The organism is Kitasatospora sp. NPDC094016, from assembly GCF_040304045.1.
Lineage (GTDB): Bacteria > Actinomycetota > Actinomycetes > Streptomycetales > Streptomycetaceae > Kitasatospora.
The window spans coordinates 307,636-334,340 of record NZ_JBEOUK010000003.1; the positions used below are offsets into that span (position 1 = coordinate 307,636).

Genomic DNA, 26,705 nt, shown 5'->3' on the forward strand with positions numbered 1-26,705 from the left:
CGCTCCTCAGGAGGGAGGACGGGACACGTCACAGGGTAACCGAACGATCGGTCGGCTCAAGAGGGTGCAGGGGACGGAATCCGGGAGAACGCGCGGGGGTGGTGTCCGGAAACGCGCGGGCGCGGTGGCCGGAAGACGCGCGGGGGCGCGTCCGTCGTGGACGCGCCCCCTGGGGGTCGGTGCGGGGCAGGGCCTACGGCACGCCCAGCTCGAAGATGACGTACCCCGCGTACCAGCCGGAGGCGACCGCGCCGAAACCCAGCACCGCGGCCAGCACCGGCCAGCTGAGCTTGCGCATCGCCACCGCGAGCGCGATCAGCAGCGGGAACGCCGGCAGCAGGTAGCGCGAGACGTTGCCGAAGATGCCGAGGCTCCCCAGCACCGAGACGATCGTGGCCAGCGTGTAGGCGGTCAGCACCAGCGGCGGGCGCAGCCGGATCAGCAGCACGATCAGCACCGGCAGGGTGAGCACGATCAGGGTGGCGAAGAGGTCCGGCACCGGGAACGCGAACGGGTAGTCGTTGCGGCCCAGCAGCACGCCGCGGATCGCGTGCCAGGTGCCCTGACCCCAGTCGAAGTAGTGCAGCCAGGCGTCGTGCTGGAGCCGGAAGTAGCCGCCCCACTCGCCCATCCGCCAGCCCACCCAGGCCACGTAGCCGAGCAGGCCGACCGGGGCCAGCAGCATCGCGGTCAGCGGGCGCAGGACGCCGCTCTCCCGCCGGTACAGCTCCACCAGCGCGGCCAGGCCGACCGCGCCTATCAGCGCCGCGGCGGTCGGCCGGTTGAGCCCGGTGACCAGGGTGATCACTCCGGCGGCGACCCACTGCTTGGTCATCACGCAGTAGCAGGCCCAGGCGGCCAGCGCGACGAAGGTGGAGTCCGAGTAGACCGCCCACTCGGCGCCCGAGCCCGGGGCGATCGCCCAGATCCCGGCCGCGATCACGCCCGCCCTGGGGCCGGCCATCCGGTCCACCACGGCGTAGATCCCGGCGGCGGCGAACAGCGAGGCCACCACCGACACCAGCATCCCGGCGCCGTACAGGCCGAGGCCGGTGACGTCCGAGGTCATCCGCATCAGGCCCGGGTAGAGCGGGAAGAACGCGGCGGAGTTCTGCTCGACGGAGAAGCCGACCGGGCCGTTGGGGATCGTGACCAGCGCCGGGTGGTAGCCGAACTGGGCCACCTGCTGGTACCACCAGCCGTCCCAGGTCGCCAGCACGTCCCAGGGGTTGGCGCCGCCGCCGAACCGGGCCGGCTTCTTGAGGTAGTCGCCGGAGAAGGAGAGCAGCTTCATGAAGACGGTGAAGCCGATCAGCTTCAGCACCGCGTAGCACCACACCGCCGGCCCGAACCGGACCACCAGGGCGCGGGCGCCTTCCCGCCAGCCGCCGCCGGGCACGCCCCCCGGATCATCGCTGCGCTGCTCGGGCACGTCGGAGGCGACGGCCGGTATTGCGTTCATTCGGACTGGACCCCACCCTGCTGGACGTGGACGATCGTCCGCCGAGTCTAGGGCCTGCGCCTCGGGGCCTGGTGTGGACCAGAGCGCTGCCGCGGACCCGACCGGACCCGATCGCGTACGGTGCGGGGCGGCCGGGGATACTCGGAGGATGGCCGATCACAGCACGCGTACCGCCTACACCGTGGAGTCACTGCTCGCGGTGACCGTCGACGTGTTCAACGAGCGCGGCTACGACGGCACCTCGATGGAGGACCTGTCCCGGGCGGCCGGGATCTCCAAGTCGTCCATCTACCACCACGTCCGCGGCAAGGAGGAGCTGCTGCGGCTGGCCGTCGGGCGGGCGCTGGACGGGCTGTTCGCGATCCTGGCCGAGCCGGCGGCGGTGCGGGGCCCGGCGGTGGAGCGGCTGGAGCACGTGGTGCGCCGCACCGCCGAGGTGCTGCTCGCGGAACTGCCGTACGTGACGCTGCTGCTGCGGGTGCGCGGGAACACGGTGACCGAGCAGTGGGCGCTGGAGCGGCGCCGGGAGTTCGACCACCAGGTCGCCGAGCTGCTGCGGGCGGCGGTCGCGGACGGTGCGCTGCGCGCGGACGTCGAGCCGCGGCTGGCCACCCGGCTGCTGTTCGGGATGATCAACTCGATCGTGGAGTGGTACCGGCCGGGCCTCAAGGGCACCGACGGGGTCGCGGACGCGGTCGTCCACCTGGCCTTCGACGGGCTGCGCGCGCGGTAGCCGCCGCCGGCCGGTGGCCGGGGCCTGCCGGTCGGTCCGGAGGCCTGGTCGGTCCGGGGGGCCTGGTCAGTCCGGGGGGACCTGGTCGGTCTCCTCGAAGATCAGCATGGTCCGGGTGCCGAGCACCTGGGGGATGGACTGGATGCTGCCCAGCACCAGCTCCCGCAGCGCGTGGTTGTCCGCGGTGTGCACCAGCAGCAGGACGTCGAAGTCTCCGCCGACCAGGGCGATGTGGGCGACCCCGGGGAGCTCCAGCAGCTGCTCCCGGACCGTGCGCCAGGAGTTCTGGACGATCTTCAGGGTGATGTACGCGGACGCGCCCTGACCTGCCCGTTCGTGGTCGACGCGGGCGGTGAAGCCGCGAATGATGCCGTCCTCGACCATCCTGGATATCCGGGCGTAGGCGTTCGCCCGGGACACGTGCACCCGCTCGGCCACCGAGCGGATCGAGGCGCGGCCGTCCTGCTGCAGCAGCCGCAGGATCGAACGGTCGACCCGGTCGAGTCTGGACATCTGTTCAGCCGACATGACCCCCCACCCTCGCCGATTGGACGCACTGCCACCAGTCGACCGCCGCTCAGGCCGAATGTCCACCACCTTGTCACGCTTCTGGTCAAGATGAACAGACGACCGAACAATCGGTAGGGAGCCCCCGCCACCCCAGGAGGTGCCCCGAGATGACCGTTCTCGACCACAGACACCACACGGCGGTGCCCGGCTGGACCCCCGGAGCCACCGCCCCGCGGACCGACCCGGCCCCCCTGCTCCCGGACGCCTCACCGGTCCGGGTGCTCGGCACCCCCGCGCTGGAGAAGTACGACCCCGCACTGCTGCGCGAGCTGTACCGCCGCCTGGTGGTCGGCCGCCGCTTCAACCAGCAGGCCACCACCCTGACCAAACAGGGCCGGCTGGCCGTCTACCCGGCGTCCACCGGCCAGGAGGCCTGCCAGGTCGCCGCCGCGCTGGTGCTCGGCGAGGCCGACTGGCTGTTCCCCAGCTACCGCGACACCCTCGCGGTGGTCTCCCGGGGCGTCGACCCGCTGGAGGCGCTGACCCTGTTGCGCGGCACCGCCCACACCGGCTACGACCCGCGAGCCACCCGCACCGCCCCGCTCTGCACCCCGCTCGCCACCCAGGCCCCGCACGCCGTCGGGCTGGCGCACGCCGCCCGGCTGGCCGGCGAGCCGGTGGTCGCGCTGGCCCTGCTCGGCGACGGCGGCACCAGCGAGGGCGACTTCCACGAGGCGCTGAACTTCGCCGCGGTGCTCCAGGCACCGGTGGTCTTCCTGGTGCAGAACAACGGCTACGCGATATCCGTCCCGCTCAGCGCGCAGTCCGCCGCGCCCACCCTCGCCCACAAGGCCGTCGGTTACGGCATGCCGGGCCGGCTGGTGGACGGCAACGACGCGCCCGCCGTGCACGGCGTCCTGACCGAGGCGGTCGAGCGGGCCCGGACCGGCGGCGGCCCGACCCTGGTCGAGGCGCTCACCTACCGGGTCGAGGCGCACACCAACGCCGACGACGCCACCCGCTACCGCACCGACCCGGAGGTCGCCGCCTGGCGGGAGTACGACCCGATCCTGCTGATGGACCGCTCGCTGCGCGAACTCGGCGTCCTGGACGACGCGCTGGTGCAGTCGGCGGCCGACGAGGCGGAGGCGCTGGCGGCCCGGATGCGGGCCGAGTTCCACGCCGACCCCGAGCTGGACCCGATGGCCCTGTTCACCCATGTCTTCGCCGAGCCGACCCCGCAACTGCGGGAACAGGCCGCCCAGTTGTCCGCCGAGCTGGCCGCCGAGGCCGAGGTGCAGCACTGATGAACCAGACGGCCACACCGACCCGTACGGCGAGCATGGCGCAGGCGCTCAACGCGGCGCTGCGCGACGCCCTGCGCGAGGACCCGGCGGTGCACGTGCTCGGCGAGGACGTCGGCGCGCTCGGCGGCGTCTTCCGGATCACCGACGGGCTGACCGCCGAGTTCGGCCCCGACCGCTGCCTGGACACCCCGCTGGCCGAGGCCGGCATCCTCGGCACCGCGATCGGCATGGCGATGTACGGGCTGCGCCCGGTCGTCGAGATGCAGTTCGACGCCTTCGCCTACCCGGCGCTGGAGCAGCTGTTCTCGCACGTCGCCAAGATGCGCAACCGCACGGCCGGTCGGCTCCCGCTGCCGATCACCGTCCGCATCCCGTACGGCGGCGGCATCGGCGGGGTCGAGCACCACAGCGACGCCTCCGAGGCGTACTACGCGGCCACCCCCGGCCTGCACGTGGTCACCCCGGCGACGGTCGCCGACGCGTACGGGCTGCTGCGGGCCTCGATCGCCTCCGACGACCCGGTGGTCTTCCTGGAGCCCAAGCGGCTCTACTGGGGCAAGGACGGGTTCGACCCGGCCGCGCCGGTCGAGCCGATCGGCCGGGCCGTGCTGCGGCGGCCCGGCACCTCCGCCGTCCTGATCACCTACGGGCCCTCGCTGCCGGTCTGCCTGGAGGCGGCCGAGACGGCGAAGGCCGAGGGCTGGGACCTCGCGGTGCTGGACCTGCGCACCCTGGTGCCGTTCGACGACGAGACGGTCTGCCGGGTGGTGCGCTCGCTCGGCCGGGCCGTGGTGGTGCACGAGGCGAGCGGCTTCGGCGGTACCGGCGCGGAGATCGCCGCCCGGGTCACCGAGCGCTGCTTCCACCACCTGGCCGCGCCCGTGCTGCGGGTGACCGGCTTCGACATCCCGTACCCGCCGCCGATGCTGGAGCACCACCACCTGCCCGGGGTGGACCGGATCCTGGACGCGGTCGCCCGGCTGCAGTGGGAGGACCGAGGATGATGCCCGTCGTGCGCGAGTTCCGGCTGCCCGACCTCGGTGAGGGACTCACCGGGGCCGAGGTGGTGCGGTGGCTGGTCGAGGTCGGCGAGGTGATCGCGGTCGACCAGCCGGTGGTGGAGGTGGAGACCGCCAAGGCCGTGGTGGAGGTGCCCTGCCCGTACGGCGGGGTGGTCACCGCCCGGTACGGCGAGGAGGGCGAGGAGATCGCCGTGGGCGCGCCGCTGGTGACGGTCGCGGTGGCTCCGGCGGACGGGGCTTCGCTGCTGGTCGAGGCGGCGGCCGGGATGCTGGCCGAGGCGGCGGCGGAGGTGGAGCGGCCGCTGGTCGGGTACGGGGTCGCCGAGCCGGGGAAGGGCGGGCGGCGGCGCCGGGTGGGGGGTGCGGTTCCTGGTCCTGTCTCCGCTGCTGTTCCGGCTGTCGTCCCGGTTGTCGTTCCGGCTCCCGCGCCGGTGGTGCGGACCGTTCCGGGCGTGGTGCCGGTGATCTCGCCGCTGGTGCGGCGGCTGGCCCGGGAACAGGGGGTCGACCTGGCCGCGCTCTCCGGCAGCGGCCCGGACGGGCTGATCATGCGCGCGGACGTCGAACGGGCGGTCGCGGTGAAGGCGGTGGCCCTGACGGCTCCGACGGCTCCGGCGGCTCCGACGGCTCCGGGGCCGGTCGCGCGGGAGGGCGTCGTCCCGCTGCGCGGGCTGCGCAAGGCGGTGGCCGAGAAGCTCGGCCGCAGCCACCGGGAGATCCCCGCGGTGACCTGCTGGGTGGACACCGATGCCACCGAACTGATGCTGCTGCGGCGGCAGTTGAATGCCGCCCCGGGCCCGAAGGTGAGCGTGCTGGCGCTGCTCGCCCGGATCTGCACGGTCGCGCTGGCCCGCTTCCCGGAGCTCAACTCCAGTGTGACGGAGGACGGTTCGGGCATCATCCGGCACCCGGCGGTGCACCTGGGCTTCGCCGCGCAGGGCCGGCGGGGTCTGGTCGTCCCGGTGGTGCGGGACGCCCACGCCCGCACCACCGAGCAACTCGGCGAGGAACTCGGTCGGTTGACCGAGGCGGCACGCGACGGCTCGCTCACCCCGGCCGAACTGACCGGTGGCACCTTCACGTTGAACAACTACGGGGTGTTCGGCGTGGACGGCTCCACCCCGATCCTGAACCACCCCGAGGCGGCGATGCTCGGGGTCGGCCGGATCGTCGCCAAACCCTGGGTGCACGAGGGGGAGTTGGCTGTGCGCGAGGTCGTGCAGCTGTCGTTCACCTTCGACCACCGGGTCTGCGACGGCGGGACGGCGGGCGGTTTCCTGCGGTTCGTCGCGGACTGCGTGGAGCGGCCGGGGACGCTGCTGCGGCAGCTCTGAGCACGGCTCGGTCGCCCTGGGTGGCGTGCTCCGCACCCAGGGCGACGGGGCGCGAATCGAGGGAGAGTAGCGCGTCCCGGGCCCGGGCGTCCGGGCTTCGCGTGATTTGTCGGATGAGCAGTTCGGGCGTGCCACGCTGCCTAGGCGCTAGCAGAGACAAGCCAGGTGGTGGCGCAGGGCGGCCGGAGGCGAAACGATTCTCTTGGGTACTCGAAACGTTGCGGTGAAGTCCCGCAGAACACTTCTGGTCCGCACCGGGCACGGATCGGCGGGCGCCGCCTCCGTCCCGGGCCTGCCGGAGCTCCCGGCGGACGCGGGCCCGGACGCGGCGGGGCCCGAGCGGCCGCCGATGCCGCTGGACCCGCCGGACCTCCCGCCGTGGATCCCGGCCGAGGCGCCGACGGCCGTCCTTCCGACGGTGCCCGCCCCGCCGGTGCAGCCACCCGTCGTCCCCGCGCCCGACTACCCGGAGCCGCCCGCCGAACCGCCTGCCGCCCCCGCGTTCCGGCCGCTTTTCACCGACGCTCCCGGCCTCAACTGGGCTGGCCCCGGCGACAGTTGGACCAGGGCCTGGGCCGCGCAGGAGCCCGCCGAGGGCCGCCCGGCCCAGCTGTCGGCCCCGCTGCCCGCCCCCGGCCTCGGCGCCCCCGGCCTCGGCGCCCCTGGCCTCGGCGCCTCCGCCGTCGACCAGCCGCTCACCGTACGGGACGTCGAGCTGATCCGGGCCAGCCTGGCGGTCGTCGAGCCGGTCGCCGACCGCGCCACCGCGCACTTCTACGCGCTGATCTTCCTGCACCACCCCGAGGTCCGGGCGCTCTTCCCGGCCGCCATGGACGTCCAGCGGGACCGCCTGTTCCGCGCGCTGCTGGCCGCCGCCCGCAGCGCCGACGACCCGGCCGGCCTGCGCGTCCACCTCGGCGCGCTCGGCCGCGGCCACCGCCGGTACGGCACGCTGACCGGCCACTACGGCCCGGTCGGCGAGTGCCTGGTACAGGCGCTGGCCAGGTACGCGGGCAGCCGGTGGGACGCCGAGACCGAGCTGGCCTGGCGCCGGGTCTACCGGCTGGTCTCCTCGATCATGATCGAGGCCGCCGAGGACGCCGCCCGCACCTCGCCGCCCTGGTGGCAGGGCGAGGTGGTCCGGCACGAGCGCCGCACCCGGGACGTCGCGGTGATCACCGTCCGGCCGGACCAGGCGTACCCGTACCGGGCCGGGCAGTACACCAGTCTGGAGACGCCCTGGTGGCCGCGGGTCTGGCGGCACTTCTCGTTCGCCTCGGCCCCCCGGCCGGACGGGCTGCTGACCTTCCACGTGAAGGCCGTCCAGGCGGGCTGGGTGAGCAACGCGCTCGTCCACCGGGCCGCGCCCGGGGACGTCCTGCGGCTGGGCCCGGCGGTCGGCACGATGACCGCCGACCACGTCGCCGGCGCGGACCTGCTCTGCCTCGGCGGCGGCACCGGCATCGCGCCGATCCGCGCGCTGGTCGAGGAGGTGGCCGAGCGCGGGACGCCGGTCGGCGCCGTCGACGTGTTCTACGGGGCCCGCCGCGTCGCCGACCTGTACGAGCTGGACGGGCTGGACGAGTTGGCCCGGCGGCTGCCGTGGCTCACGGTGCGGCCGGTGCTCTCCGGCACCGGGCCGGCCGAGGGTGCGCTGACCGGCGAACTCCCCGAGGTGGTGGGCCGGTTCGGGCCGTGGGCCGGGCGGGAGGCCTTCCTCAGCGGGCCGCCCGCGATGGTCCGCCGGGGCGTCGGGGTGCTGCTGCGCTCGGGCGTGGCGGCCGAGCGGATCCGGCACGACCTGGTGGGCGACCTCGCGGCGGGGTGATCGGGAGTGGCCGGCGGGTCAGCCGGTCAGCCGAGGTCCGGGGCGAGCAGCGCGCGGACGCCCTCGATGTTGGCCGCCAGGTACGCCCGCAGCCGGGGCGGGACGACGTTGACGGAGGTCACCCCCTCGCGGGTGAACGGCAGCCGGACCACCTGGTACTCGCCGTTGGGCTCGTCCACCTCGGGGCCGTGCCGCCGGCTGAGGTCCATCGAGGCGAGCCGGCAGGCGAAGAAGTGCTGCACCTTGACCCCGTGCGGGTGGAGCAGGGTGCCGTCGTCATGGTGCGTGTGGCTGATGGTGTCGACGAAGGCGGGCACCACGTCGACGATCTTGCCGCCGAGTTCCTCGTCCACCTCGCGGTGCAGCGCCTCGACCACGGTGCGGTCGCCGCGTTCGACCCCGCCGCCGGGAGTGATCCAGTACGGCTGGGGCGAGCCGGGCCGGACCCGTCGGATCAGCACGATCGAGGCCGGGCCGTACGGGTCGTCCGGGTCGAGCTCCAGCAGGATCGCCCGCGCGGTGCGCTTCACCACCGGGCGGGGCGGCGGGGTTCGGTTGTCGGGGCCCATGGCGACCTCCGGGGCTGGAGCGTTGTGCGGGAGTCTCCCGCGGGACGGTCCGGCCGAAACCCGCCCGAACCGGTGCGTCCGTTCGGGGGCGGGGAGTAACTGCGGATAGATCTTGGATAGCGAAGGTGAATCTTGAACTGATCTTCCAAATGCCGAATGATCATGATTTTTACCTTCGAATCGAAGGATTTTGCCGAGTGATCGCTGTAAGAGTGATTGCAGGGAGGTCATCCCTGTGCTGCAATGAGCCACTATCGGGCAGATCGGAGGGCTTCGCTCCGGATGCCCTTTCTGTGCATTGACTCGGGCTGGGGGATGGACGTGGCCATGGATCAGATCGCAGAGCCGTCCAGGACGGTCCGCACCGGGCGCGTCACCAGGTCGCCGACGCCCACCGCGCCGCCCGGCAGCCCGCCGCCGTCCAGCTCTCCGTCCACCTCGCCGGGCAAGGGCCGCGGCCCCACCCTGATCGGCTCCGTCCAGCGGGCACTGCGGCTGCTGGAGGCCGTCGGGGGATTCCGGCAGGGCGCCACGGCCAAGCAACTGGCCCGCGCCGCCGGACTGCCGCTCGGCACCGCCTACCACCTGCTGCGCACCCTCACCCACGAGGGCTACCTCCGGCGCTCCGACGGCCGGTTCTTCTACGGGGAGTCGGTCAACGGCATAGGCCGGGCCGACGACCGGCAGTCCGACCGGCGCGACCTGCGCGCGCGGATGCGGCGGTTACGGGACGAACTCGGGGCCCCCGTCTACTTCGCGCTCTACCGGGACGGCGAGATCCACGTCGTGGACGTCGCCGACGACCCCGGCCACCCCGCCGTCCAGCCCTGGGCCGACCTCCGCGCCACCGGCCACGCGCACGCCATCGGCCAGTGCCTGCTCGGCCAACTGTCCGAGGAGGAGCGCCGTGACCACCTCGCCCGCCACCCGCCGGTCGGGCTCACCCCGTCCACCGTCATCGGAGAGGCCGCCGTCCTGCGCCGGCTCGCCTCCCTGCGACCGACCATGCCCGTCCTGGAACGTCAGGAGTACGCGCTCGGCACCGTCTGCGCGGCCGTCCCCATCACCGTCGGGCCGATGGTCGCCACCATGGCCCTCTCGCTGCCCGTCGAACAGGCCGACCGGCTGACCGTCGTCGCCGGCCAACTGCGGCGCAGCGTGGGCGCGATGGGCCCGTCGTTCGTCCTCTGACGCTCCCCGCGCCGTCCCGGATCCCGTTCGTTCACCATTTGAAAAAGCACACCTTGTCCACTACGTCCCCAAACATGGACGATGGGGATCTAACAGGGATCGGTTGCACAAAACCGTCAGAAAACGTCCCACACACAGCAATTGACGATATAACCCAATCCCCGCACCCGAAGCCCCCGGCCCTGCCCAGCCCCCTACCCCACGGCCCACCCGGCCGCCCCCACGAGAGGTACTGGCGCCATGCAGCACAGCACAGTCCAGGGACACCTGGTGATGAACCTCGTGGTCTCGCACGAGCTCTCCTTCCGCATCGTGGTGGACCTGGAGTACGAGCCCGACGACCCCTACGCCGTCCGGTTCACCTTCCACCTGCCCGGCGACGAACCCGTCACCTGGGTGTTCGCGCGCGAGCTGCTGCTCGACGGCATCAGCCGGCCCTCCGGCGAGGGCGACGTGCACATCCACCCGGTCGGTGAGGAGCTCACCGAGGTCTGCATCGTGCTGCACTCCCCCGAGGGGGACGCCCTGCTGCGGGCCTCGGCGCCGCCGCTGGTCGCCTTCCTGGCGCGCACCGACCGGCTGGTGCCGATGGGCCAGGAGATCACCGGGCGGGAACTCGACGCCGAGCTCGCGGACATCCTCCGGGGATGTGAGAACGCGGGGTGAGCGGTGGCCGCACCGCCGCCACCGACGAAGGGGCCCGCGCCGGGTGAACCACCCGGGCGCGGGCCCCTCTCGTGTTCGGCCGGCCGGTGCCCGGCCAGGTCGTGTTCGGCCAGTCGGTGCCCGGCCACGGCCGAGGTCAGTCGTCGTCCAGGGCCAGGTGCAGCCCCCACGAGACCAGGCTGATGATCAGCGATCCGAGCAGCGCCGGCACGAAGCCCGTGACGTTGAAGTCCAGGTGCAGCTTCCCCGCGGCCCAGGAGGTCAGCCACAGCATCAGGGCGTTGATCACGAAGGTGATCAGTCCCAGGGTGAGGATGAACAGCGGGAACGAGAACAGCTTGACCAGCGGCTTGATCAGGAAGTTGACCAAGCCGAAGACCACGGCGACGGCGACCACCGTCAGGGCCTTGTGTCCCAGGTCGGCCTTGCCGCTGGCGAGTTGGATACCGTTGACGATCCAGGCGGCGACCCAGATGGCCACCGCGTTGATCACTGTCTTGATGAGGAAACCCTTCATGACGCCCAAGCCTGGCAGGCCTCGCCGCCCCGGGGGAAGCTCTCCTCGGACATGTTGGCGCTCCCGCCGGACATCTTGGCGCCCCCGGTCCGGTGCCCGTGGTGTTGAATGCCCGTGGCCCGCACGGAGGATGGACGAAGGAGGGGAGCAGCGGTGAAGCTGTTCCGGTTGGACGAACTGGACGTCGAACGCGCGGCGAACGACGGCGCCTACCTGCGCTTCCTGCGCGAACCGCGGATGTCCGCCGGGCTCTACGCGCTCTCCCCCGGCGACACCGACCCGCAGACCGCGCACGACCAGGACGAGATCTACCAGGTGATCAGCGGCCGGGCCGAACTGACCGTCGGCGCCGAGACCGCCACGGTCGGGCGCGGCACCGTCGCCTACGTCCCGGCCGGCACCCCGCACCGCTTCCACCACGTCACCGAGGAGCTCCGGGTCCTGGTGGTGTTCTCCCCGCCCGAGGGTTGACCGCCCGCGGATCGATCGGGAACCGGCCGGGAACTGGCCGGGAACTGGCAGGGGACCGACCGGGCCCGACCGGGGACGGACGGTCTAGGGTCCTGGGCATGAGCAAGAGCCTGACGGAAGAACTCTGGGCGGCCATCGAGCCGGTGTACGCCGAGATCCTCGCCCACCCCTTCATCGGCGGCCTCACCGACGGCACCCTGCCGCGTGCGGCCTTCCGCCACTTCGTCGTCCAGGACTCGCACTACCTGCGCGACTACGCCCGCGCGCTCGCCGTCTGCGCCGCCAAGGCGCCCGGCGAGGAGGACGTGCGGGCCTTCGCCGACGACGCGGTCGGCGCGCTGGCCGCGGAACAGGGCATGCACGCCGAGTTCCTGACCGCCTTCGGCGGCAGCGCCGAGCAGGCCGCCGCCGAACCGGTGCTGCCCACCACCCGGGCCTACACCAGCTACCTGCTGGCCACCGTCTACGGCGGCTCCTTCGCCGAGGCCGTCGGCGCGGTGCTGCCCTGCTACTGGATCTACGCCCGGGTCGGCGAGGCGCTGCTCGCCCAGGGCTCCCCCGACCCGCTGTACGCCAAGTGGATCGCCACCTACGGCGACGAGGCGTTCCAGTCCGTCGTCCGCCGGGTGCTGGCGCTCACCGACCGCCTCGGCGAGGAGATCTCCCCGGCCGAACGGCGCCGGGTCGTCGAGCACTTCACGACCACCTCGCGCTACGAGTGGATGTTCTGGGACGCCGCCTGGCGCGGCGAGCGCTGGCCGGTCTGACCGCTGGTCGCAGGGGGTGCGGGGCCCTTCCCGGGGGTCGTCCCCGAGGCCGGCACCCGGGTCTCCCCGGGGCCCCGGGTCGGGGTGATCTAGGGGTTCTCTCCGGGCCGACAGGCCTCGTTCCGGCACTCGTGTCCCCGTACGATCGAAGTACCGAAAGCAAGCGGGATGCGGCACCGGACGGCAGCCGACCCCACGGGGAGAGAAGGAACGGTCATGGCTGAGCTCTGGAAGTCGCTGCCCTCCTGGGTGCGGAACATCGTCATCCCGGTGCTGGTCCTGGTGCTGCTCTGGAACATCCTGGGATTCGTCTTCGGTGTCGTCGGCGCCCTGCTGAGCATCATGATCAAGGTGCTGGTCGTCGCCGGCATCGCCGCCGCCGTGGTGGTCCTGGTGAAGAAGGCCGCCAAGGGCTGAGCAACCGCCCGAGGCCCGGCCCCCCCTGGACGGGGGGCCGGGCCTTCGGCGTTCCCGGCGGGACGTCCGGCCTGCTGGGGCGTGCTGGACCTGCGGCGATCGGCTCGCTACGGTGTTGGGCGTCATGTGCAGGCAACACCGCCTGCCGACGCGGGAGCTCGGAGCACCGGGCTGAGAGGGCGCTGACCGGGACGTCGACGGACGGACCGACGGCTGCGTCGACCGCAGGAACCTGACCGGGTAATGCCGGCGTAGGGAGTATGAGGTCAGATGACCACGTTCGAAGCACAGCCGCAGCCTGCCCGCAGCACCGGGAACAGTGGCACCGGGAACAGCGGCGCCGAGGCCGGCGAGGCCGCCACCGTCACCAGCGCCGGCACCGGCTACCCCACCCCGGCCTGGCGCAAGGCCTACCGCGAAGGGTCCCGGCCCGACCTGCGGGTCCCGTACCGCGAGGTGCAGCTCACCAACGGCAGGACCGTCCCGCTGTACGACACCTCCGGCCCGTACACCGACCAGGCCTACGAACCCGACGTGCGGCGCGGCCTGCCCGCCCTGCGCGACGCCTGGATCCGCCAGCGCGGCGACGTCGAGGAGTACGACGGCCGCGAGGCGCGCCCCGAGGACGACGGGATCAAGCACACCTCGCCGCGCGGCGGGAACCTGCGCAACCTGGACGCCGTCTTCCCGGGCCGCCCGCGCCGCCCGCTGCGCGGCCGCGGCGGTGCCGCCGTCACCCAACTCGCCTACGCCAAGCGGGGCGTGGTCACCCCCGAGATGGAGTTCGTGGCGCTGCGCGAGGGCCTCGCCCCCGAGTACGTGCGGGCCGAGGTGGCCCGCGGCCGGGCCGTCATCCCGGTCAACGTGAACCACCCCGAGGTGGAGCCGGCGATCATCGGCACCAACTTCCTGGTGAAGATCAACGCCAACATCGGCAACTCCGCCGTCACCTCCTCGATCGAGGAGGAGGTGGAGAAGATGACCTGGGCCACCCGGTGGGGCGCCGACACCGTCATGGACCTCTCCACCGGCCGCAACATCCACACCACCCGCGAGTGGATCCTGCGCAACTCCCCCGTGCCGATCGGCACCGTGCCGCTCTACCAGGCCCTGGAGAAGGTCGACGGCAAGGCCGAGGACCTGAGCTGGGAGGTGTACCGGGACACCGTCATCGAGCAGTGCGAGCAGGGCGTCGACTACATGACCGTCCACGCCGGCGTGCTGCTCCGGTACGTCCCGCTGACCGCCCGCCGCAAGACCGGCATCGTCTCGCGCGGCGGCTCGATCATGGCCGCCTGGTGCCTGGCGCACCACCAGGAGAACTTCCTCTACAGCAACTTCGAGGAGCTCTGCGACATCCTCGCGCGCTACGACGTCACCTTCTCGCTCGGCGACGGCCTGCGCCCCGGCTCCATCGCGGACGCCAACGACGAGGCGCAGTTCGCCGAACTGCAGACCCTCGGCGAACTCGGCCGGATCGCCCGCGAGCGCGACGTCCAGGTGATGATCGAGGGCCCGGGCCACGTCCCGATGCACAAGATCAAGGAGAACATGGATCTCCAGCAGGAGATCTGCGACGAGGCGCCGTTCTACACCCTCGGCCCGCTCACCACCGACGTCGCCCCCGGCTACGACCACATCACCTCGGGCATCGGCGCCGCGATGATCGCCTGGTGGGGCACCGCGATGCTCTGCTACGTCACGCCCAAGGAGCACCTGGGCCTGCCCAACCGCGACGACGTCAAGACCGGCGTGATCACCTACAAGATCGCCGCCCACGCCGCCGACCTCGCCAAGGGCCACCCCGGCGCCCAGGACTGGGACGACGCCCTGTCCGACGCCCGCTTCGAGTTCCGCTGGGAGGACCAGTTCAACCTGGCCCTCGACCCGGAGACCGCCCGCGCCTTCCACGACGAGACCCTCCCCGCCGAACCCGCCAAGACGGCCCACTTCTGCTCCATGTGCGGCCCGAAGTTCTGCTCGATGAAGATCAGCAAAAGCATCACAGAGCTGTACGGCGACAAGGCCGTGAACACCGAGTACGACGCCGAGGCCCTGGCCGGCATGCGGGCCAAGTCCGAGGAGTTCGCGGAGCAGGGTAACCGGGTCTACCTCCCGCTCGCCGACTGACCAGATCTGCCTGGCTGCGCCGTTCCAGGGCCACCGGCACCCGGAACGGCGCTCTGGCCTCGCCTTTGCAGCCACGGGTTCGTCATGGCCTCGTAGCCTCCGGCTGAAGCTGCCGATAATGACCCTCGGCAGTTTGGGATGTTCATGTCAATATTGCGGCAGCGCAGGTTCTCCGATGGAGGCCTGCGTCGCCAGCCCAGTGGCTCCCGGAGGCCCCAGGCGTTGGCAATATGTCCCATATGGTGCATTTTTTGAACCAGTTTGCGCTTCCTCCGACCTGCTAGTTGTGCACGCGCATGACGGGTATGATCCAGTTCACGAAAATTGGGTGCGTGGTAGGGGAGTCGCTGCGACGATGAGCCGCATGAAGCAGACGATGATGTCCGTCGCGTCGCTGACGCTGGATGAGACGAACCCCAGGCACGAGAAGAAAACGAGTACCCTTGAAGAGTCGATTGCTGCTCTTCTGGGCAAGAGCCCCGAAAAGCTCTTGCGGCTGGCGAGGGACATTGCACACCGTGGCATGAACCCGGCAGAGCTTCCAATCGTGGTGTTCGAAGACGGCCGGCCTGTCGTGGTCGAAGGGAACCGGCGGATCGCAGCTGTCAAGCTCCTTGCGAAGCCTGCGCTGGCCCCGACTGAGAAGCTTAGGAAGCAACTCGCTGCGATTGCCCGCAACAACAACATCCCGCGGAGGATTTCTTGCGTCGTTGCAGAGGATCGGCTCCAGGCTGAGCATTGGATTCGTCTTCGGCATACGGGAGAAAACTCCGGCGTAGGGATCGTGAAGTGGGATTCTGGGGAGGTTAGCCGCTTCAGCGGTCGCTCCACCCCGACAGAAAAGGCGCGACTGCTTATTGACGCCGTCTCGTCTTGGTATCCCGAGGAACAGCAACTCAGGAATGACGCTCAGACGGTAAGGAACGGCCGGATTACGAACCTGGGTCGAATGATCGGCGACCCAGACGTGCGTAACCGGCTGGGCCTTGAGTTCGATGGAGACCTGGTCCTGCTCAGCTTCCCTAAGCAGCGGGTAAAGCCTGTTCTCTCTCGGCTCTTCTCTGACCTTGCGGGCCCCGTTTCGGTTGACCAAATCAAGAGCAAGGAAAACCGGCGTGACTACCTTAAGGTTGTCGAGGGTGACCTCCCTAAGCTTTCCGACCGACTTGACAACCCCGAAAAATTCTCCCGGAACTCCGCAGTCGAAAGCGGCGGGGTTCCGGATCAGTCGGATGGGCCAGGCACTGGCGACGACGCTCAGAAGCCAACTAGGCGCAAGAGGGTTGAATTCGAGAAAAGGCTCTTCCAGGGAGTCACATTGAGGCGGTCTAGTATTCGGACGTCTGAGACCCTGGAAGAAGCCAAGAAGATCAAGATCGACGAGATGCCCAACGTGGCTGCGATCATGATCAGGGCAGTGGTCGACATCACTGTCACGGATGTCGCTGAGCAGCAGGGGTGGAAGCGGAACCAGGACACCCTTAAGGGTAGGATCGGTGCGGTTCTGAACCAGATTGATCCCCAGAAGGCCGACCCGGACCTTCAGAATGCGTGGAGGCTGTCGCAACAGGAGGATGGTGCGCTTGTGCTGAAGACCCTGCACGCGTTCGTTCACTCTTGGCAGGCCAGTCCATTGACGACGGAGGTGCGGAAGTTGAGTTCGGCATACGGACCTTTGCTGCAGAAGATCGATGAATTCCTCGAGAAGAAGAGCCGATGAGGTATATCAGTCCGCTTAGGTATCCAGGCGGAAAGGCGCGACTGGCCCCGTTTATCTCTCAGCTGATCGCGCAACAGAACCCGCGCCCCCGGTATTACGCAGAGCCGTTTGCCGGAGGCGCGGGTTCGGCTTTGCGTCTTCTGATCGATAAGAGCGTCGAGCGAATTTATATTAATGACCTCGATCCTGGGATTGCCGCCTTCTGGCGGTGCGTTTTCCAGGATGGCCAAGAGTTCATTAAAATGATTCACTCTGAGGAAATCTCAATTGATGCATGGAAGCATCATGTGAGTGTTTATGGTAGTCCGGAAGGGAAATCTGACCGCGAGCTCGGATTTGCCACATTTTTCCTCAATAGGTGTAATCGATCAGGGATTCTTCGTGCCCGCCCGATTGGTGGCTTGGATCAGTCTGGAAAGTGGAAAATTGACGCTCGCTTCAATCGTGAGGCTTTGGCGGAACGCGTCAAGCATCTCGGCGATTTTTCGGCGTCTGTAACGCTGGCGGAATCTGACGCTCGCGATTTCATTCGGGATCTTGAGATGCACGGAACAGAGGTTCTGCTTTACGTTGACCCCCCGTACCTTATCCAGGGGGATCGCCTGTACTTGGACTCCCTGACTAGAGACGACCACGCCGAACTGGCTGAGGTTTTGCGTAATACGAATCTCCATTGGCTCTTGACGTACGACGCGGATGAGCGCGTCACCGAGGAGCTTTACAAGGGATTCCGGTGTGCCGAGTTTAGTATTTTCCACACAGCTCAAATTCAGCGAATGGGTGTGGAATATGCAGTTTTCTCGGACAGTGTGGCGTTGCCGGACGTCAGTGGGATAATCGGCGATGATAATTTCCGCCTGGTGGGATAGATGTGGTCGCAGCCCTCTAGCCCCTTCCCTACGGCATATTTCCTGATTTTTTCTGATTGACTCTGGCGTGAGTCTGCGTTCGGAATCTTCCACGCACCTGCTGAGTCGCGTGGATCCGCCGGGTCCTCGGTTCACCATGCGACGTGGGGCAAGCATCATTGGCTCCCGCCTCCCCTGTTGCCGGGAATCGCGAGTAATATACCTGGTTCCCTCTCATTTGGCGACCTAAAATTCACACGTCCGATTTGCCGTGACGGTTATGGTGCTTTTCTGTGGTGGATTTCAGGCGTCCCAGATGTTCACGATCGGCTCTGGCCACTCCGCGGCCGTCTCTACGAGGTTTGCCGGCAGTATCGCGAGCAGTAGGGACCAGCTTTCGGCGACGGCCTTCAACGCGGCCTCCCGGGCCTCGTCCTTGGTGTCGAACATGTCCTCGCCCACGGTCTCGTTGCGGGGTGGCTCGCCGACCTCGCCGACCCACTGTGAGGCGCGGCCACACCCGAACATGGGTGAGCCGGGTGGGCTCCGGCAGTCCGGTGACGCCACGGGCAGCGGCTTCCTTGATCACGTCTTCGATGGTCATGCCTGGGCTCTCCTCAGCTCGGCCATTGCGGCGTTCAGTCGTGCGGAACGGACCACGGTGGAAAGGTCGGCGGCGGTGCGGGCGTAGTGATCGGCTTCTTCCCGGGTACCCTGACGGTAGAGCACTGTGGCCAGTTGGGCGGTGTCGATCGCTTTCGAGCGGGCCCGGTTGGAGGTCTGGGAGTCCACTGATCGGCGGAGCGGAGTCGGGACACCAGGTCGGAGACGGGTCTCCCCCTGACCATCGCGAGCAGGTAGAGGGCGTGGCTGGTCCCACCGTGCAACTTGTGCTCGGTGAAGTACCACATCCACCGTGGTTCGCTGCGGAGATCGGCAACCCGACTGTAGATCGACTCCGCGAGAGCGATCTGTCGTACGACCTCGGGCTCGTCACCCTGGATGGCGTATGCCTGGGTCTTCACCGCTGCGATCATCGCGAGCGCCGGCAGGGGCTCTGGCCCGCGTCGAATGCTGGCCACGCTGCAAGGTCCGCGAGATTTGCGATCTGGCCGAACAGCCGGTCGCGGACGCGTGGTCCCATCGACGACTTGGTGGGGTCGACGGCGCTTCGCAACTCGCCGAAGGCAAGGTGGCGTGTGGCGAGTCCTCCACTTCGCCGGTCCCACTCCTCCAGAGCGAAGGTTCTCTCGGCGATATCGTCAACGTCCTTCATCCCCAGGGAAGATGGGAACGGCTGTACGTCAGGAAGGATCGAGGCAAGGGAGACGGTCAAGAAGTCTCGGCGCTTCGACTCACTCACCTCCTCGCGGTCCTGCCGGGTCCGCTTCGGGAACAGTCCCAGCTCTGCGTTCGTGGCCACGCCGAAGACTCCGCGGTGTGCGTCACGGACGTGATCGTCGGGCCAACTGATCACGCCACGTTCTAATCGGCTGATCACAGTGGTGGTCGAGTCCTACTTCCCGCGGACCGCTGCCACACACCGTGCCATGGGGCGCGACTGCGCCCCGGAGTACCCGAGCGGCGCTCTGGTCCCGGACGTGGAGATCCTGCTGGAGGTGGACGAGCAGGTTCGTCACGACCGCCTTCGCCCGCCGGCCGAGCGCGGGACGCTGAGCTACTGGCATCAGCGGGAAGAGCCGAACGTCGCCGAGAGCACCTGCGTGTAGCGGGCGTTCGGCCTTGTCCGGGTGGACGGCACCGGCCGCACTCCGGAGCAGGTGGTTGACGCGATCGCCGATATCGTGCGCTCGCACATCCCGAAACCTCGCATGGAAAGGGCAACATCCCATGACCTCAACTGAGTTCGAGGCGAAGATCCTCAACGTTGAGTCGGAGAAGATCCGCGCGCTGTTGGTGGAGGCCGGGGCCGAGCCCGCATGTACGAGCCTGTGCGTGGCGACGGTGGCGAGCGGTGCGAGCTTGACGGTTTCCGAACGTCCCGGAGAATCGGGCAGTGGGGGGGGCTTTGTTGATGTTCTGCTCGATGAAGGTCTCCCAGACACCGAGGCGCTGGCCGGCATGCGGGCCAAGTCCGAGGAGTTCGCGAAGCAGGGCAGCCGGGTCTACCTCCCGCTCGCAGACTGACGTCCGAACCTGAAGCCGCCCCGGAGCTCCCAGGGCGGCGCTTTGTCGGGGAGACAGGGAGAGCGAGATGCGGCTCAACAGCAAAGGACAAGTCACGATCCCTGCGGACATCCGCGAGAAGTGTGGTCCCCACGCCAGGGACGAGGTGGACGTGATCGAGGAAGACTGCGTCCTGCGGATAGTGCGTCGGGTCGGGGGCGGAACCCGGGGGCAGCGGCCTTCCCCAAGTGAGGTTGATCTGTCCTTGACGCTGTTCGGTTCATGGAGGCTTCGCTGAAGTTCTGCTCGATGAAGGACTGGCCGGGGTTCGGGTGCTCAGGTGACGTCGTCGGGGCTGGTGAAGGCGGGGCTGGTGTAGCCGGGGGTGGTGAAGTCGGGGGCCGGGGTGGGGACGGTGCCGGGGCTGGTGAAGTCGGGCGAGGTGTAGTCGGCGGTGGGGACGGGGCCCGGGCTGGAGAAGTCGGGTGAGGTGTACCCCGGGCTGGTGAAGTCGGGGGCGCCGGCGGGGACGGCGGGCAGGTGGGTGTGCAGGTAGGGGAGCAGGCCGCGGTCGCGCAGCGCGGTGCGCCATTCGCGGCGGGCGTCGGCGAGTTCGGCGGCGAGTTCGGGGTCGGTGCCGGCCGGGGTGGCGGAGCCGCCGTCGCGTATGGCGGTGAGGACGAGTCCGATGATGCCGATGGCCATCGCGGCGACTCCGGCGGCGAGGGCGACCCAGCCGGCGGTGACGAGGCTGCGGGCGAGGGTGAGGTCGGGGTTGGCGGCGCGCAGCAGGTAGCCGATGAGCAGCAGGGCGAGGGCGGCGGTCCAGGCGAGGACCGGGGTGAGCACGGTGAGGACGGGGAAGAGTCCGGCGCCGCCGTTGGCGGAGCGCAGTTGGGTGAGCAGTCCGGGGGCGATGGGTTCGGCGCCCGGGGGTGGCGGGGGTGTGGTGCGCAGGGTCTCGCGCAGCCGGGTGTAGTGCGTGTACTCGGTGGCGGCCGCGGCGGCGATGGCGTCGGCGTCGCGCAGGGCGCGGATGCGCAGCTGGTCGGTGGTGAGCGCGCCGGGGGCGCGCAGGGCGGTGAGGACGGTGTGGTCGCGCAGGGCTTCGGCGAGGAGGCGCTCGTATTCCGGGCGGTCCTCGGCGAGCAGCGGCGGGGGGTTGGTCATGGGGACCCCGTTCATGCGGACCCCGGTTCGCTCCGCCCCAGGGGCCGCGGGACCCTCAGGGGCGCCGAAACGGGCGCGGAGGCGAGCCGCCGGACGGGCGGCCGGGTGTGGTGTGCCTCATGTTAGGGGCGGGCGCGGCCGTGCTGACAGTCGGTTTCCGGAATTTCGCGCCCCGGCCCGCGCGCGTGCGGTGGCCCGGGCGCCGGGAACGTCCGTTCGACCGGGCCCGGTCCGCGGGCCTCAGTTGACGGGGAGTCGGGCGACGAGCAGGCGCCCTTCCATGGTGACGCCGCCGTCCATGGCCACCGCGAGGTCGTCGGCGTAGACGTAGGGGCCGGGGATGTGCGGCGGCTGGCCGTCGTCGGCGTGCACCGCGCCGGTGAGGTACGGGATGGGGCTGTGCCCGTGCACGATGCGGGTGCCGCCGTAGGTGTCGAGGAGTTCGTGGACGGCCGTCGGGCCGGCGTCGCCGCGGAAGGCGAAGCGCTTGGTGAAGCGGCGGAAGCAGTCCCACCACTCGTCGACGCCCTCGTCGGCGAGCAGGCTGTGGACGGCGTCGTTGACGTCGGGGATGGACTCGCCGTACTCCAGGTACGCGGTGGTGTCGGAGTGCAGCAGCAGGTGGCCGTCCTCCAGCGCGATGGCGGGCAGCCGGGAGAGCCAGCTGATGTGGTGGCCCTCCAGCCGGTCCAGGTCGTGCTGCTGGCCGCCGTTGAGCCGCCAGGCGGCGAGGAAGGAGGCGGTGCCGGCGGTGGACTGGACGGGTTCGTCGCCGTACCGGGCGGCGCCGAGGAAGAGCAGTTCGTGATTGCCCATCAGGGCGCGGCAGTAGCCGCCGGCGGCGGCGGCTTCGGCGGCGAGCTGCATCACGAGGTCGATGACGCCGATGCCGTCGGGGCCGCGGTCGGTGAAGTCGCCGAGGAACCAGATCCGGGAGCGGCCGGCGGACCAGTGGCCTTCGGCGTCGATCAGGCCCTGGTGGCGCAGCTCGGCGCGGAGCTCCTCCAGGTAGCCGTGCACGTCGCCGACGACGTAGAGCGGGCCGGGGGGCTCGCCGGGGCCGGGGGCGGGGTACGGGTAGCTGGGCGCGGAGGGGTCGGGCAGCGGCGGGCCGAGTTCGATGGTCGGCGGGTCGTCGCGGCCGGGGGCCTGGTGGGCGTGGTCCTGGTGGGCGGGGGACTGCTGGTCGGGCAGGGTCGGCTCGTAGCCGGGGTGGTCCTGGTGGGAACCGGCGTGGTCCTGGTGGGAGAAGAGCGGGGCGTTCTCCGGGGCGTGCACGGTGTGGTCCTGCCCGTCGGCGGGCCAGTGCTGCTCCAGGTAGCGGGCTCCGCCGTAGCCGCTGTAGGTCTCCGCTTCGTACGGCGTGCCGGGGTAGCCGGTGGCGGGCTCCGGTTCGTAGTAGGTGCCGTACGGCAGCACGTCGAGGTCCGGCTGGTGGCGGGGGCCTGAGTCGGGGTGTTCAGGCCCGGGGAAGCGGTCCTCGGGTGTCATTCGCCCATCATAGGAAGACCACTCTCCCGGCGTCGTCACCTGGTGGGTATCCAATCCTCCGGAGCGTCAGCCGGGCCGTCCCACAAGGTCCGTTTTGTCCCGGCTCGGTATGGTCTAGACCTCGCCCGGGAGTCGGGGAGGGCTGACGGTGGTGCGCGGGCTCCGGCGCAGGGAGGACGCGCGGACGATCAGCTCGGTCGGCATCAGGGTGCCCGGTGGCGGGCCGGTGCCGGCGGTGCGGAAGCGCGGCGGGAAGAGCCGGGCGATGTCGACGCCCGTCCCGGAGTCGACTCCCTCGATGGCGTCGATGAGCAGGTTGACCACGGTGGTGCCGATCCGGCGGGGCTTGAGGGAGAGCGTGGTGATCGGCGGTTCGGTGGTGGCGTAGACGTCGCTCTCGCTGCAGCAGACCAGCAGCAGGTCGTCGGGGACCCGCAGGCCGTAGCGGCGGGCGGCGGCGAGCAGGTCGGTGCCGTTGGGGTCGAACAGGCCGTAGACGGCGTCGGGCCGGTCGGGCCGGGCGAGCAGCCGGTCGGCGGCGACGGCGCCGGCGGCCGGGTCGTGCGCGGGGTAGGCCTCGTAGACCGGCTCCTGGCCGACCTTGGCGCACCAGCCGAGGTAGGCCTCGGTGGAGAGCCGGGTGTAGGTGTCGGTGCTGGTGCCGGTGAGCAGGCCGATCCGGCGGGCGCCGGCCTCGGAGAGGTGGTCGAGGATGCCGAGCACGGCGGCCTCGTGGTCGTTGTCGACCCAGGCGGTGACCGGGCAGTTGCCGGGTTTGCCGTCGCTGACGACCGGGACGCCGGACCGGTACAGCTCGCTGACCAGGGGGTCCTGGTCGGGCGGGTCGATCACCACGGTGCCGTCCAGGGCGATGTTGCCCCAGACGTCGTGGCGGGAGGAGGCGGGCAGCACCACCAGCGCGTAGCCGCGGCCGAGGGCGGCGCTGGTGGCGGCCCGGGCCATCTCGGCGAAGTACGCGAACTCCGTGAAGGTGAACGGCTCTTCGCCGTAGGTCGTGACGGTCAGCCCGATCAGGCCGGACCGTCCGGTGCGCAGGGTGCGGGCGGCGGCGGAGGGCCGGTAGCCGAGGCGTTCGGCGACCTCGCGCACCCGGCTGCGGGTCTCGTCGGGCAGGCGGCCCTTTCCGTTCAGCGCGTCGGAGACGGTGGTGATCGACACTCCGGCGGCTGCTGCCACATCCCGGATGCCGGCCCGCTCCAGACGCCGTGAGGTGGTGGGACGCCGACCGCTCTGGTTGGCTGCTGCTGTCATGGCGGACCGATCGTATGGCTCCTGACAAGGGTCTGTGACCGGCGCATCGGGAGCCCTCGGAGATACGTTTCTCCAAGAGTGAGCCGGGGTGCGCTCCTTCGATACCCGCACGAAACCAGCCGTCTTACCTCTGACATGTGCCAAAGGAACCCGGCAGAATGGCTGATCTGCGCCTGTCACCCGACCGGGCATCTCACCCCTACGGGTGAGCGCGGTCGGTATCGTTCAAGGCACCCGACCGGGGTGCCCCGGACGCGTTCCGAGATCCCGGGCACGGTGGCGATCCCACAGGTGGCGGGGGCGACCGCACCGGAGAACACGCGCCGAACACGCGCCGAACGCGTGCCGAAGGCGCGCGGACAGCATCGAGAAGGAGTAGGACCGTGACGAGTACGTCAGCGCAGGGCCCGCGGCTGCGGCCGACCCTGGACGGCATCCCCACCTACAAGCCCGGCAAGCCGGCCGGCGCCGACGCGTACAAGCTGTCCTCCAACGAGAACCCGTACGACCCGCTGCCCGGCGTGCTGGAGGCGGCGGTCGCGGCGGCCGGCTCGCTCAACCGCTACCCCGACATGGCCGTCGGCGAGCTCGGCGAGGTGCTGGCCGAGCGCTTCGGCGTGCCCGTCGAGCACATCGCCACCGGCACCGGCTCGGTCGGCGTCGCCCAGTCGCTGATCCTCGCCACCGCGGGCCCCGGCGACGAGGTGGTCTTCGCCTGGCGCTCCTTCGAGGCGTACCCGATCATCACCCAGGTCGCCGGCGCGACCCCCGTCCCGGTGCCGATCACCGAGACCGGCGACCACGACCTGGACGCGATGCTCGCCGCGATCACCCCGAAGACCCGGCTGGTGTTCGTCTGCAACCCCAACAACCCCACCGGCAACGTGATCCACCGCGCCGAGCTGGAGCGCTTCCTGGACGCCGTCCCGTCCGACGTCCTGGTGGTCGTCGACGAGGCGTACATCGAGTTCATCCGCGACCCCGAGGTGCCCAACGGCATCGACCTCTACCGGGACCGCCCCAACGTCTGCGTGCTGCGCACCTTCTCCAAGGCGTACGGCCTCGCGGGCATGCGGGTCGGCTTCGCGATCGCGCACGAGCCGGTGGCCAACGCGCTGCGCAAGACCGCCGTCCCGTTCGGCGTCAGCCAGCTCGCCCAGAACGCCGCCGTCGCCTCGGTGCGCGCCGAGCAGGCGCTGCTGGAGCGGGTGGACGCGCTGGTCGAGGAGCGCACCCGGGTGGTGGCCGGGCTGCGCGCCCAGGGCTGGGAGATCCCGGACTCGCAGGCCAACTTCGTCTGGCTGGGCCTCGGCGAGCGCTCGCAGGAGTTCGCCGTCGCGTGCGCCGAGGCCGGGGTGATCGTCCGGCCGTTCCCGGAGGGCGTCCGGATCTCGATCGGCGAGACCGAGGGCAACTCGATCTTCCTCTCGGTGGCCGAGGCGTTCCGCAAGACGCTCTGATCCCTCCCTTCTCCGTGGGGGCGCGCCGTTCGCGGTGCGCCCCCACGGCGTTCCCGGGGGTCTGGGGCGGTCGGCGGTGGGGCCCGGGGCGCTGCCGGATGGCTGGAGATCACCGGAACTCACTGGGAGCCCGCTGGGAGTTCGGCCAACGACGGCCCACGGCACGGCCAAGGCGCCCGCGCGAACCGGGCGGTGTGACCGGAATGCCCGGATCCGCCCGGTCAGTCTTCTCCCAGCCCGCGCCCAGGGCTCCGCAAGAGCGCCCAGGAAAGCTGTCCGGCATGAAGGTGCTCCCGCGACGGCGAGGCGTCGTCCTCGTCAACTCCGCGCTCGGCGTGGCGCTCCTGGGCGGTGCCGCCCTGGTGTACGCCACAGTGAACGGCGGCACCAGTGCCGCCGCCGGCAAGACCCAGATCCGTACGGCGACCGTGGCCAAGGGAACGGTCCTGGCCACCGTGTCCGGAACCGGCACCCTGGTCTCACCGACCGACGCGGCCCAGGACTTCGCCACCGGCGGCCGGCTCACCTCGGTCAAGGTCGCGGTCGGGGACGCCGTCAAGAAGGGCCAGGTGCTCGCCACCGTCGACACCACGGCCGCCCAGCAGCAGGTGGACGCCGCCCAGGCGTCCCTCACCACGGCCAACGCCAACCTCACCAAGGCGCAGGCCGGGGTGACCACCACGACCACCCAGCCGCTGCCGGGTGCGACCTCCGGCGCCGGCGGCAACGGCGGCGGTGGTGGGGACCGCGGAGCGGGCGCGAACAGCACGCCCGCTCCGCAGACCACCACCATCACCACCACCAAGGTCGACGACGCGGCCGTCGCCCAGGCCCAGCAGCAGGTCGCCACCGCGCAGACCACCCTCGCCAACGCCCAGGCGGCGCTGACCGGCACCACCCTGACCGCCTCGGTGGACGGGACGGTCGCGTCCGTCTCGGCGAAGGTCGGCGACACCGTGGGCGGCGCGAGTTCCGGCGGCTCGTCCGGTTCGTCGGGCGCCACCGGGTCGTCCGGGTCGACCGGCAAGTCGTCCACCGGCAGCACCGCCTCGGGCGGCGCGCCGAGCGGCTTCATCGTGCTGACCAACCCGACCGGGATGCAGGTCACCGCCAACTTCTCCGAACTGGACTCGCTCAAGCTGAAGAAGGGCGAGGCGGCCACCGTCACCCTGAACGCGCAGTCCGACACCAAGCTCAACGCCAGTGTCCTGTCCGTCAGTTCGCTGCCCAGCAGCAGCGGCGGCAGCGCCGGCTCGACGGCCGTCCAGTACGCCGCCACGCTCCAGCTCAGCGGTGACACCAGCGCGCTGCGCACCGGCCTCAGCGCCACCGTCCAGGTGATCACCGGCGAGGCGGACAGCGCGCTGTCACTGCCCACCTCCGCGCTCTCCGGCACCGGCGCCAGCCGCACCGCGACCGTGGTGCACCCGGACGGCTCCAGCGAGCGGGTCAGCGTCGGGGTCGGCGTCGAGGGCGACAGCACGGTGCAGGTGGTCTCCGGGCTGAAGGAGGGCGACAAGGTCGAACTCCCCACCACCAGCGGCGGCAACGGCTTCCCGAACGCCTCCTTCCCGGGAGTCGGCGGCGGCCAGGGTCGCGGCGGTCAGGGCGGCGGCGCCGGGCTGGCGGGCGTCGGCGGGGGCGGCGGTGCCGCCGGTGGCGGTGGGGCCGGCCGGGGCGGTAAGGGCTGATC

Annotated in this window: 28 protein-coding genes; 18 read left to right on the forward strand and 10 right to left on the reverse strand. The window is 70.6% G+C overall.

Translation table 11 applies throughout. The features are described from left to right. Positions 1-193: 193 nt before the first annotated feature. A complete protein-coding gene (locus ABT015_RS04870; RefSeq protein WP_350876805.1) occupies positions 194-1,462 on the reverse strand; it encodes a putative hexosyltransferase in 1,269 nt (422 codons plus the stop codon). Between the two features lie 148 nt (positions 1,463-1,610). Between ABT015_RS04870 and ABT015_RS04875 the strand changes: the two genes are divergently transcribed. Next, on the forward strand, positions 1,611-2,195 hold the full coding sequence (locus ABT015_RS04875; RefSeq protein WP_063348430.1) for a TetR/AcrR family transcriptional regulator: 585 nt from the start codon (positions 1,611-1,613) through the stop codon (positions 2,193-2,195). A 66-nt stretch (positions 2,196-2,261) separates the two neighbouring features. Here ABT015_RS04875 and ABT015_RS04880 read toward each other — a convergent pair whose 3' ends face one another. After that, positions 2,262-2,723 (reverse strand): Lrp/AsnC family transcriptional regulator, encoded by a 462-nt coding sequence (locus ABT015_RS04880; RefSeq protein WP_350876808.1) that lies wholly within the window; start codon positions 2,721-2,723, stop codon positions 2,262-2,264. Positions 2,724-2,872: 149 nt separating this feature from the next. On the opposite strand from ABT015_RS04880, the gene pdhA reads away from it, so the two are divergent. From pdhA to ABT015_RS04900, 4 genes are all read left to right on the forward strand, one after another. Then, positions 2,873-4,012, forward strand: coding sequence for a pyruvate dehydrogenase (acetyl-transferring) E1 component subunit alpha (gene pdhA / locus ABT015_RS04885; protein ID WP_350876810.1), 1,140 nt, complete (start codon positions 2,873-2,875; stop codon positions 4,010-4,012). Beyond that, entirely contained in the window at positions 4,012-5,016 is a 1,005-nt protein-coding gene (locus ABT015_RS04890) for an alpha-ketoacid dehydrogenase subunit beta (RefSeq protein ID WP_350876812.1), read from the forward strand. The genes pdhA and ABT015_RS04890 overlap by 1 nt, the downstream gene beginning before the upstream one ends. Next, the gene (locus ABT015_RS04895; protein WP_350876815.1) at positions 5,016-6,368 is read left to right on the forward strand and encodes a dihydrolipoamide acetyltransferase family protein; all 1,353 of its coding nucleotides are present in this window, start codon (positions 5,016-5,018) and stop codon (positions 6,366-6,368) included. The genes ABT015_RS04890 and ABT015_RS04895 overlap by 1 nt, the downstream gene beginning before the upstream one ends. A gap of 223 nt (positions 6,369-6,591) precedes the next feature. Continuing rightward, positions 6,592-8,196 (forward strand): globin domain-containing protein, encoded by a 1,605-nt coding sequence (locus ABT015_RS04900; RefSeq protein ID WP_350876817.1) that lies wholly within the window; start codon positions 6,592-6,594, stop codon positions 8,194-8,196. A 26-nt stretch (positions 8,197-8,222) separates the two neighbouring features. On the opposite strand, the gene ABT015_RS04905 is transcribed toward ABT015_RS04900, so the two are convergent. After that, a complete protein-coding gene (locus tag ABT015_RS04905; protein WP_063348425.1) occupies positions 8,223-8,765 on the reverse strand; it encodes an NUDIX domain-containing protein in 543 nt (180 codons plus the stop codon). Between the two features lie 327 nt (positions 8,766-9,092). On the opposite strand from ABT015_RS04905, the gene ABT015_RS04910 reads away from it, so the two are divergent. Beyond that, complete coding sequence (locus tag ABT015_RS04910; RefSeq protein ID WP_350876820.1) at positions 9,093-9,956, forward strand: IclR family transcriptional regulator; 864 nt, start codon at positions 9,093-9,095, stop codon at positions 9,954-9,956. Between the two features lie 240 nt (positions 9,957-10,196). Then, positions 10,197-10,622, forward strand: coding sequence for an SsgA family sporulation/cell division regulator (locus ABT015_RS04915; protein WP_350876822.1), 426 nt, complete (start codon positions 10,197-10,199; stop codon positions 10,620-10,622). 136 nt (positions 10,623-10,758) lie between these two features. Here ABT015_RS04915 and ABT015_RS04920 read toward each other — a convergent pair whose 3' ends face one another. After that, positions 10,759-11,139, reverse strand: coding sequence for a phage holin family protein (locus tag ABT015_RS04920; RefSeq protein ID WP_063351244.1), 381 nt, complete (start codon positions 11,137-11,139; stop codon positions 10,759-10,761). Positions 11,140-11,292: 153 nt separating this feature from the next. Here ABT015_RS04920 and ABT015_RS04925 point away from each other — a divergent pair, with 153 nt between their 5' ends. From ABT015_RS04925 to ABT015_RS04950, 6 genes are all read left to right on the forward strand, one after another. Then, positions 11,293-11,610, forward strand: coding sequence for a cupin domain-containing protein (locus ABT015_RS04925; protein ID WP_350876824.1), 318 nt, complete (start codon positions 11,293-11,295; stop codon positions 11,608-11,610). Positions 11,611-11,708: 98 nt separating this feature from the next. Continuing rightward, positions 11,709-12,377 (forward strand): thiaminase II, encoded by a 669-nt coding sequence (gene tenA / locus ABT015_RS04930; protein WP_063348422.1) that lies wholly within the window; start codon positions 11,709-11,711, stop codon positions 12,375-12,377. A gap of 216 nt (positions 12,378-12,593) precedes the next feature. Continuing rightward, positions 12,594-12,794, forward strand: coding sequence for a DUF5326 family protein (locus tag ABT015_RS04935; protein ID WP_350876827.1), 201 nt, complete (start codon positions 12,594-12,596; stop codon positions 12,792-12,794). A gap of 270 nt (positions 12,795-13,064) precedes the next feature. Further along, positions 13,065-14,924 (forward strand): phosphomethylpyrimidine synthase ThiC, encoded by a 1,860-nt coding sequence (thiC, locus tag ABT015_RS04940; RefSeq protein WP_350876829.1) that lies wholly within the window; start codon positions 13,065-13,067, stop codon positions 14,922-14,924. Between the two features lie 364 nt (positions 14,925-15,288). Next, positions 15,289-16,644 carry a hypothetical protein gene (locus ABT015_RS04945; protein WP_350876831.1) on the forward strand — a complete coding sequence of 452 codons (1,356 nt, stop codon included), beginning with the start codon at positions 15,289-15,291 and terminating at the stop codon, positions 16,642-16,644. Next, positions 16,641-17,513 carry a DNA adenine methylase gene (locus ABT015_RS04950; protein WP_350876833.1) on the forward strand — a complete coding sequence of 291 codons (873 nt, stop codon included), beginning with the start codon at positions 16,641-16,643 and terminating at the stop codon, positions 17,511-17,513. Before ABT015_RS04945 ends, ABT015_RS04950 begins: the two co-directional genes overlap by 4 nt. 282 nt (positions 17,514-17,795) lie before the next feature. Here ABT015_RS04950 and ABT015_RS04955 read toward each other — a convergent pair whose 3' ends face one another. From ABT015_RS04955 to ABT015_RS04965, 3 genes are all read right to left on the reverse strand, one after another. After that, a complete protein-coding gene (locus ABT015_RS04955; RefSeq protein ID WP_350876835.1) occupies positions 17,796-17,942 on the reverse strand; it encodes a hypothetical protein in 147 nt (48 codons plus the stop codon). 150 nt (positions 17,943-18,092) lie between these two features. Then, on the reverse strand, positions 18,093-18,284 hold the full coding sequence (locus tag ABT015_RS04960; protein ID WP_350876837.1) for a hypothetical protein: 192 nt from the start codon (positions 18,282-18,284) through the stop codon (positions 18,093-18,095). A 241-nt stretch (positions 18,285-18,525) separates the two neighbouring features. Then, entirely contained in the window at positions 18,526-18,915 is a 390-nt protein-coding gene (locus ABT015_RS04965; protein ID WP_350876839.1) for a hypothetical protein, read from the reverse strand. A gap of 127 nt (positions 18,916-19,042) precedes the next feature. Here ABT015_RS04965 and ABT015_RS04970 point away from each other — a divergent pair, with 127 nt between their 5' ends. The 3 genes from ABT015_RS04970 (at position 19,043) to ABT015_RS04980 (ending at position 19,917) form a co-directional block, all read left to right on the forward strand. After that, a complete protein-coding gene (locus ABT015_RS04970) occupies positions 19,043-19,222 on the forward strand; it encodes a hypothetical protein (RefSeq protein WP_350876841.1) in 180 nt (59 codons plus the stop codon). A 121-nt stretch (positions 19,223-19,343) separates the two neighbouring features. Beyond that, entirely contained in the window at positions 19,344-19,640 is a 297-nt protein-coding gene (locus ABT015_RS04975) for a hypothetical protein (protein WP_350876843.1), read from the forward strand. 67 nt (positions 19,641-19,707) lie between these two features. Continuing rightward, positions 19,708-19,917: an AbrB/MazE/SpoVT family DNA-binding domain-containing protein gene (locus ABT015_RS04980; protein ID WP_350876845.1), complete on the forward strand. Its 210-nt coding sequence runs from the start codon at positions 19,708-19,710 to the stop codon at positions 19,915-19,917. Positions 19,918-19,955: 38 nt separating this feature from the next. Here the strand turns inward: ABT015_RS04980 and ABT015_RS04985 are convergent, their stop codons facing one another. The 3 genes from ABT015_RS04985 to ABT015_RS04995 all read right to left on the reverse strand — a co-directional run bounded on the left by ABT015_RS04985 (position 19,956) and on the right by ABT015_RS04995 (position 23,552). After that, entirely contained in the window at positions 19,956-20,789 is an 834-nt protein-coding gene (locus ABT015_RS04985) for a hypothetical protein (RefSeq protein WP_350876847.1), read from the reverse strand. 240 nt (positions 20,790-21,029) lie between these two features. Next, entirely contained in the window at positions 21,030-22,280 is a 1,251-nt protein-coding gene (locus ABT015_RS04990) for a metallophosphoesterase (protein ID WP_350876849.1), read from the reverse strand. A gap of 114 nt (positions 22,281-22,394) precedes the next feature. After that, positions 22,395-23,552: a LacI family DNA-binding transcriptional regulator gene (locus tag ABT015_RS04995; protein WP_350876851.1), complete on the reverse strand. Its 1,158-nt coding sequence runs from the start codon at positions 23,550-23,552 to the stop codon at positions 22,395-22,397. Positions 23,553-23,935: 383 nt separating this feature from the next. Between ABT015_RS04995 and hisC the strand changes: the two genes are divergently transcribed. After that, positions 23,936-25,012 carry a histidinol-phosphate transaminase gene (gene hisC, locus ABT015_RS05000; RefSeq protein ID WP_350876853.1) on the forward strand — a complete coding sequence of 359 codons (1,077 nt, stop codon included), beginning with the start codon at positions 23,936-23,938 and terminating at the stop codon, positions 25,010-25,012. Positions 25,013-25,293: 281 nt separating this feature from the next. Continuing rightward, positions 25,294-26,703, forward strand: a complete 1,410-nt coding sequence (locus ABT015_RS05005) for an efflux RND transporter periplasmic adaptor subunit (RefSeq protein ID WP_350876855.1) — start codon at positions 25,294-25,296, stop codon at positions 26,701-26,703. The last annotated feature ends 2 nt before the right edge of the window (positions 26,704-26,705 follow it).

Coding starts and splice junctions, on each gene's coding strand:
- ABT015_RS04870 (WP_350876805.1), bottom strand. CDS start 1,462: ATGAACGCAATACCGGCCGTCGCCTCCGACGTGCCCGAGCAGCGCAGC.
- ABT015_RS04875 (WP_063348430.1), top strand. CDS start 1,611: ATGGCCGATCACAGCACGCGTACCGCCTACACCGTGGAGTCACTGCTC.
- ABT015_RS04880 (WP_350876808.1), bottom strand. CDS start 2,723: ATGTCGGCTGAACAGATGTCCAGACTCGACCGGGTCGACCGTTCGATC.
- pdhA (WP_350876810.1), top strand. CDS start 2,873: ATGACCGTTCTCGACCACAGACACCACACGGCGGTGCCCGGCTGGACC.
- ABT015_RS04890 (WP_350876812.1), top strand. CDS start 4,012: ATGAACCAGACGGCCACACCGACCCGTACGGCGAGCATGGCGCAGGCG.
- ABT015_RS04895 (WP_350876815.1), top strand. CDS start 5,016: ATGCCCGTCGTGCGCGAGTTCCGGCTGCCCGACCTCGGTGAGGGACTC.
- ABT015_RS04905 (WP_063348425.1), bottom strand. CDS start 8,765: ATGGGCCCCGACAACCGAACCCCGCCGCCCCGCCCGGTGGTGAAGCGC.
- ABT015_RS04910 (WP_350876820.1), top strand. CDS start 9,093: ATGGATCAGATCGCAGAGCCGTCCAGGACGGTCCGCACCGGGCGCGTC.
- ABT015_RS04915 (WP_350876822.1), top strand. CDS start 10,197: ATGCAGCACAGCACAGTCCAGGGACACCTGGTGATGAACCTCGTGGTC.
- ABT015_RS04920 (WP_063351244.1), bottom strand. CDS start 11,139: ATGAAGGGTTTCCTCATCAAGACAGTGATCAACGCGGTGGCCATCTGG.
- tenA (WP_063348422.1), top strand. CDS start 11,709: ATGAGCAAGAGCCTGACGGAAGAACTCTGGGCGGCCATCGAGCCGGTG.
- ABT015_RS04935 (WP_350876827.1), top strand. CDS start 12,594: ATGGCTGAGCTCTGGAAGTCGCTGCCCTCCTGGGTGCGGAACATCGTC.
- thiC (WP_350876829.1), top strand. CDS start 13,065: ATGACCACGTTCGAAGCACAGCCGCAGCCTGCCCGCAGCACCGGGAAC.
- ABT015_RS04945 (WP_350876831.1), top strand. CDS start 15,289: ATGAAGCAGACGATGATGTCCGTCGCGTCGCTGACGCTGGATGAGACG.
- ABT015_RS04950 (WP_350876833.1), top strand. CDS start 16,641: ATGAGGTATATCAGTCCGCTTAGGTATCCAGGCGGAAAGGCGCGACTG.
- ABT015_RS04955 (WP_350876835.1), bottom strand. CDS start 17,942: ATGTTCGACACCAAGGACGAGGCCCGGGAGGCCGCGTTGAAGGCCGTC.
- ABT015_RS04970 (WP_350876841.1), top strand. CDS start 19,043: ATGGGGCGCGACTGCGCCCCGGAGTACCCGAGCGGCGCTCTGGTCCCG.
- ABT015_RS04975 (WP_350876843.1), top strand. CDS start 19,344: ATGACCTCAACTGAGTTCGAGGCGAAGATCCTCAACGTTGAGTCGGAG.
- ABT015_RS04980 (WP_350876845.1), top strand. CDS start 19,708: ATGCGGCTCAACAGCAAAGGACAAGTCACGATCCCTGCGGACATCCGC.
- ABT015_RS04985 (WP_350876847.1), bottom strand. CDS start 20,789: ATGACCAACCCCCCGCCGCTGCTCGCCGAGGACCGCCCGGAATACGAG.
- ABT015_RS04990 (WP_350876849.1), bottom strand. CDS start 22,280: ATGACACCCGAGGACCGCTTCCCCGGGCCTGAACACCCCGACTCAGGC.
- ABT015_RS04995 (WP_350876851.1), bottom strand. CDS start 23,552: ATGACAGCAGCAGCCAACCAGAGCGGTCGGCGTCCCACCACCTCACGG.
- ABT015_RS05005 (WP_350876855.1), top strand. CDS start 25,294: ATGAAGGTGCTCCCGCGACGGCGAGGCGTCGTCCTCGTCAACTCCGCG.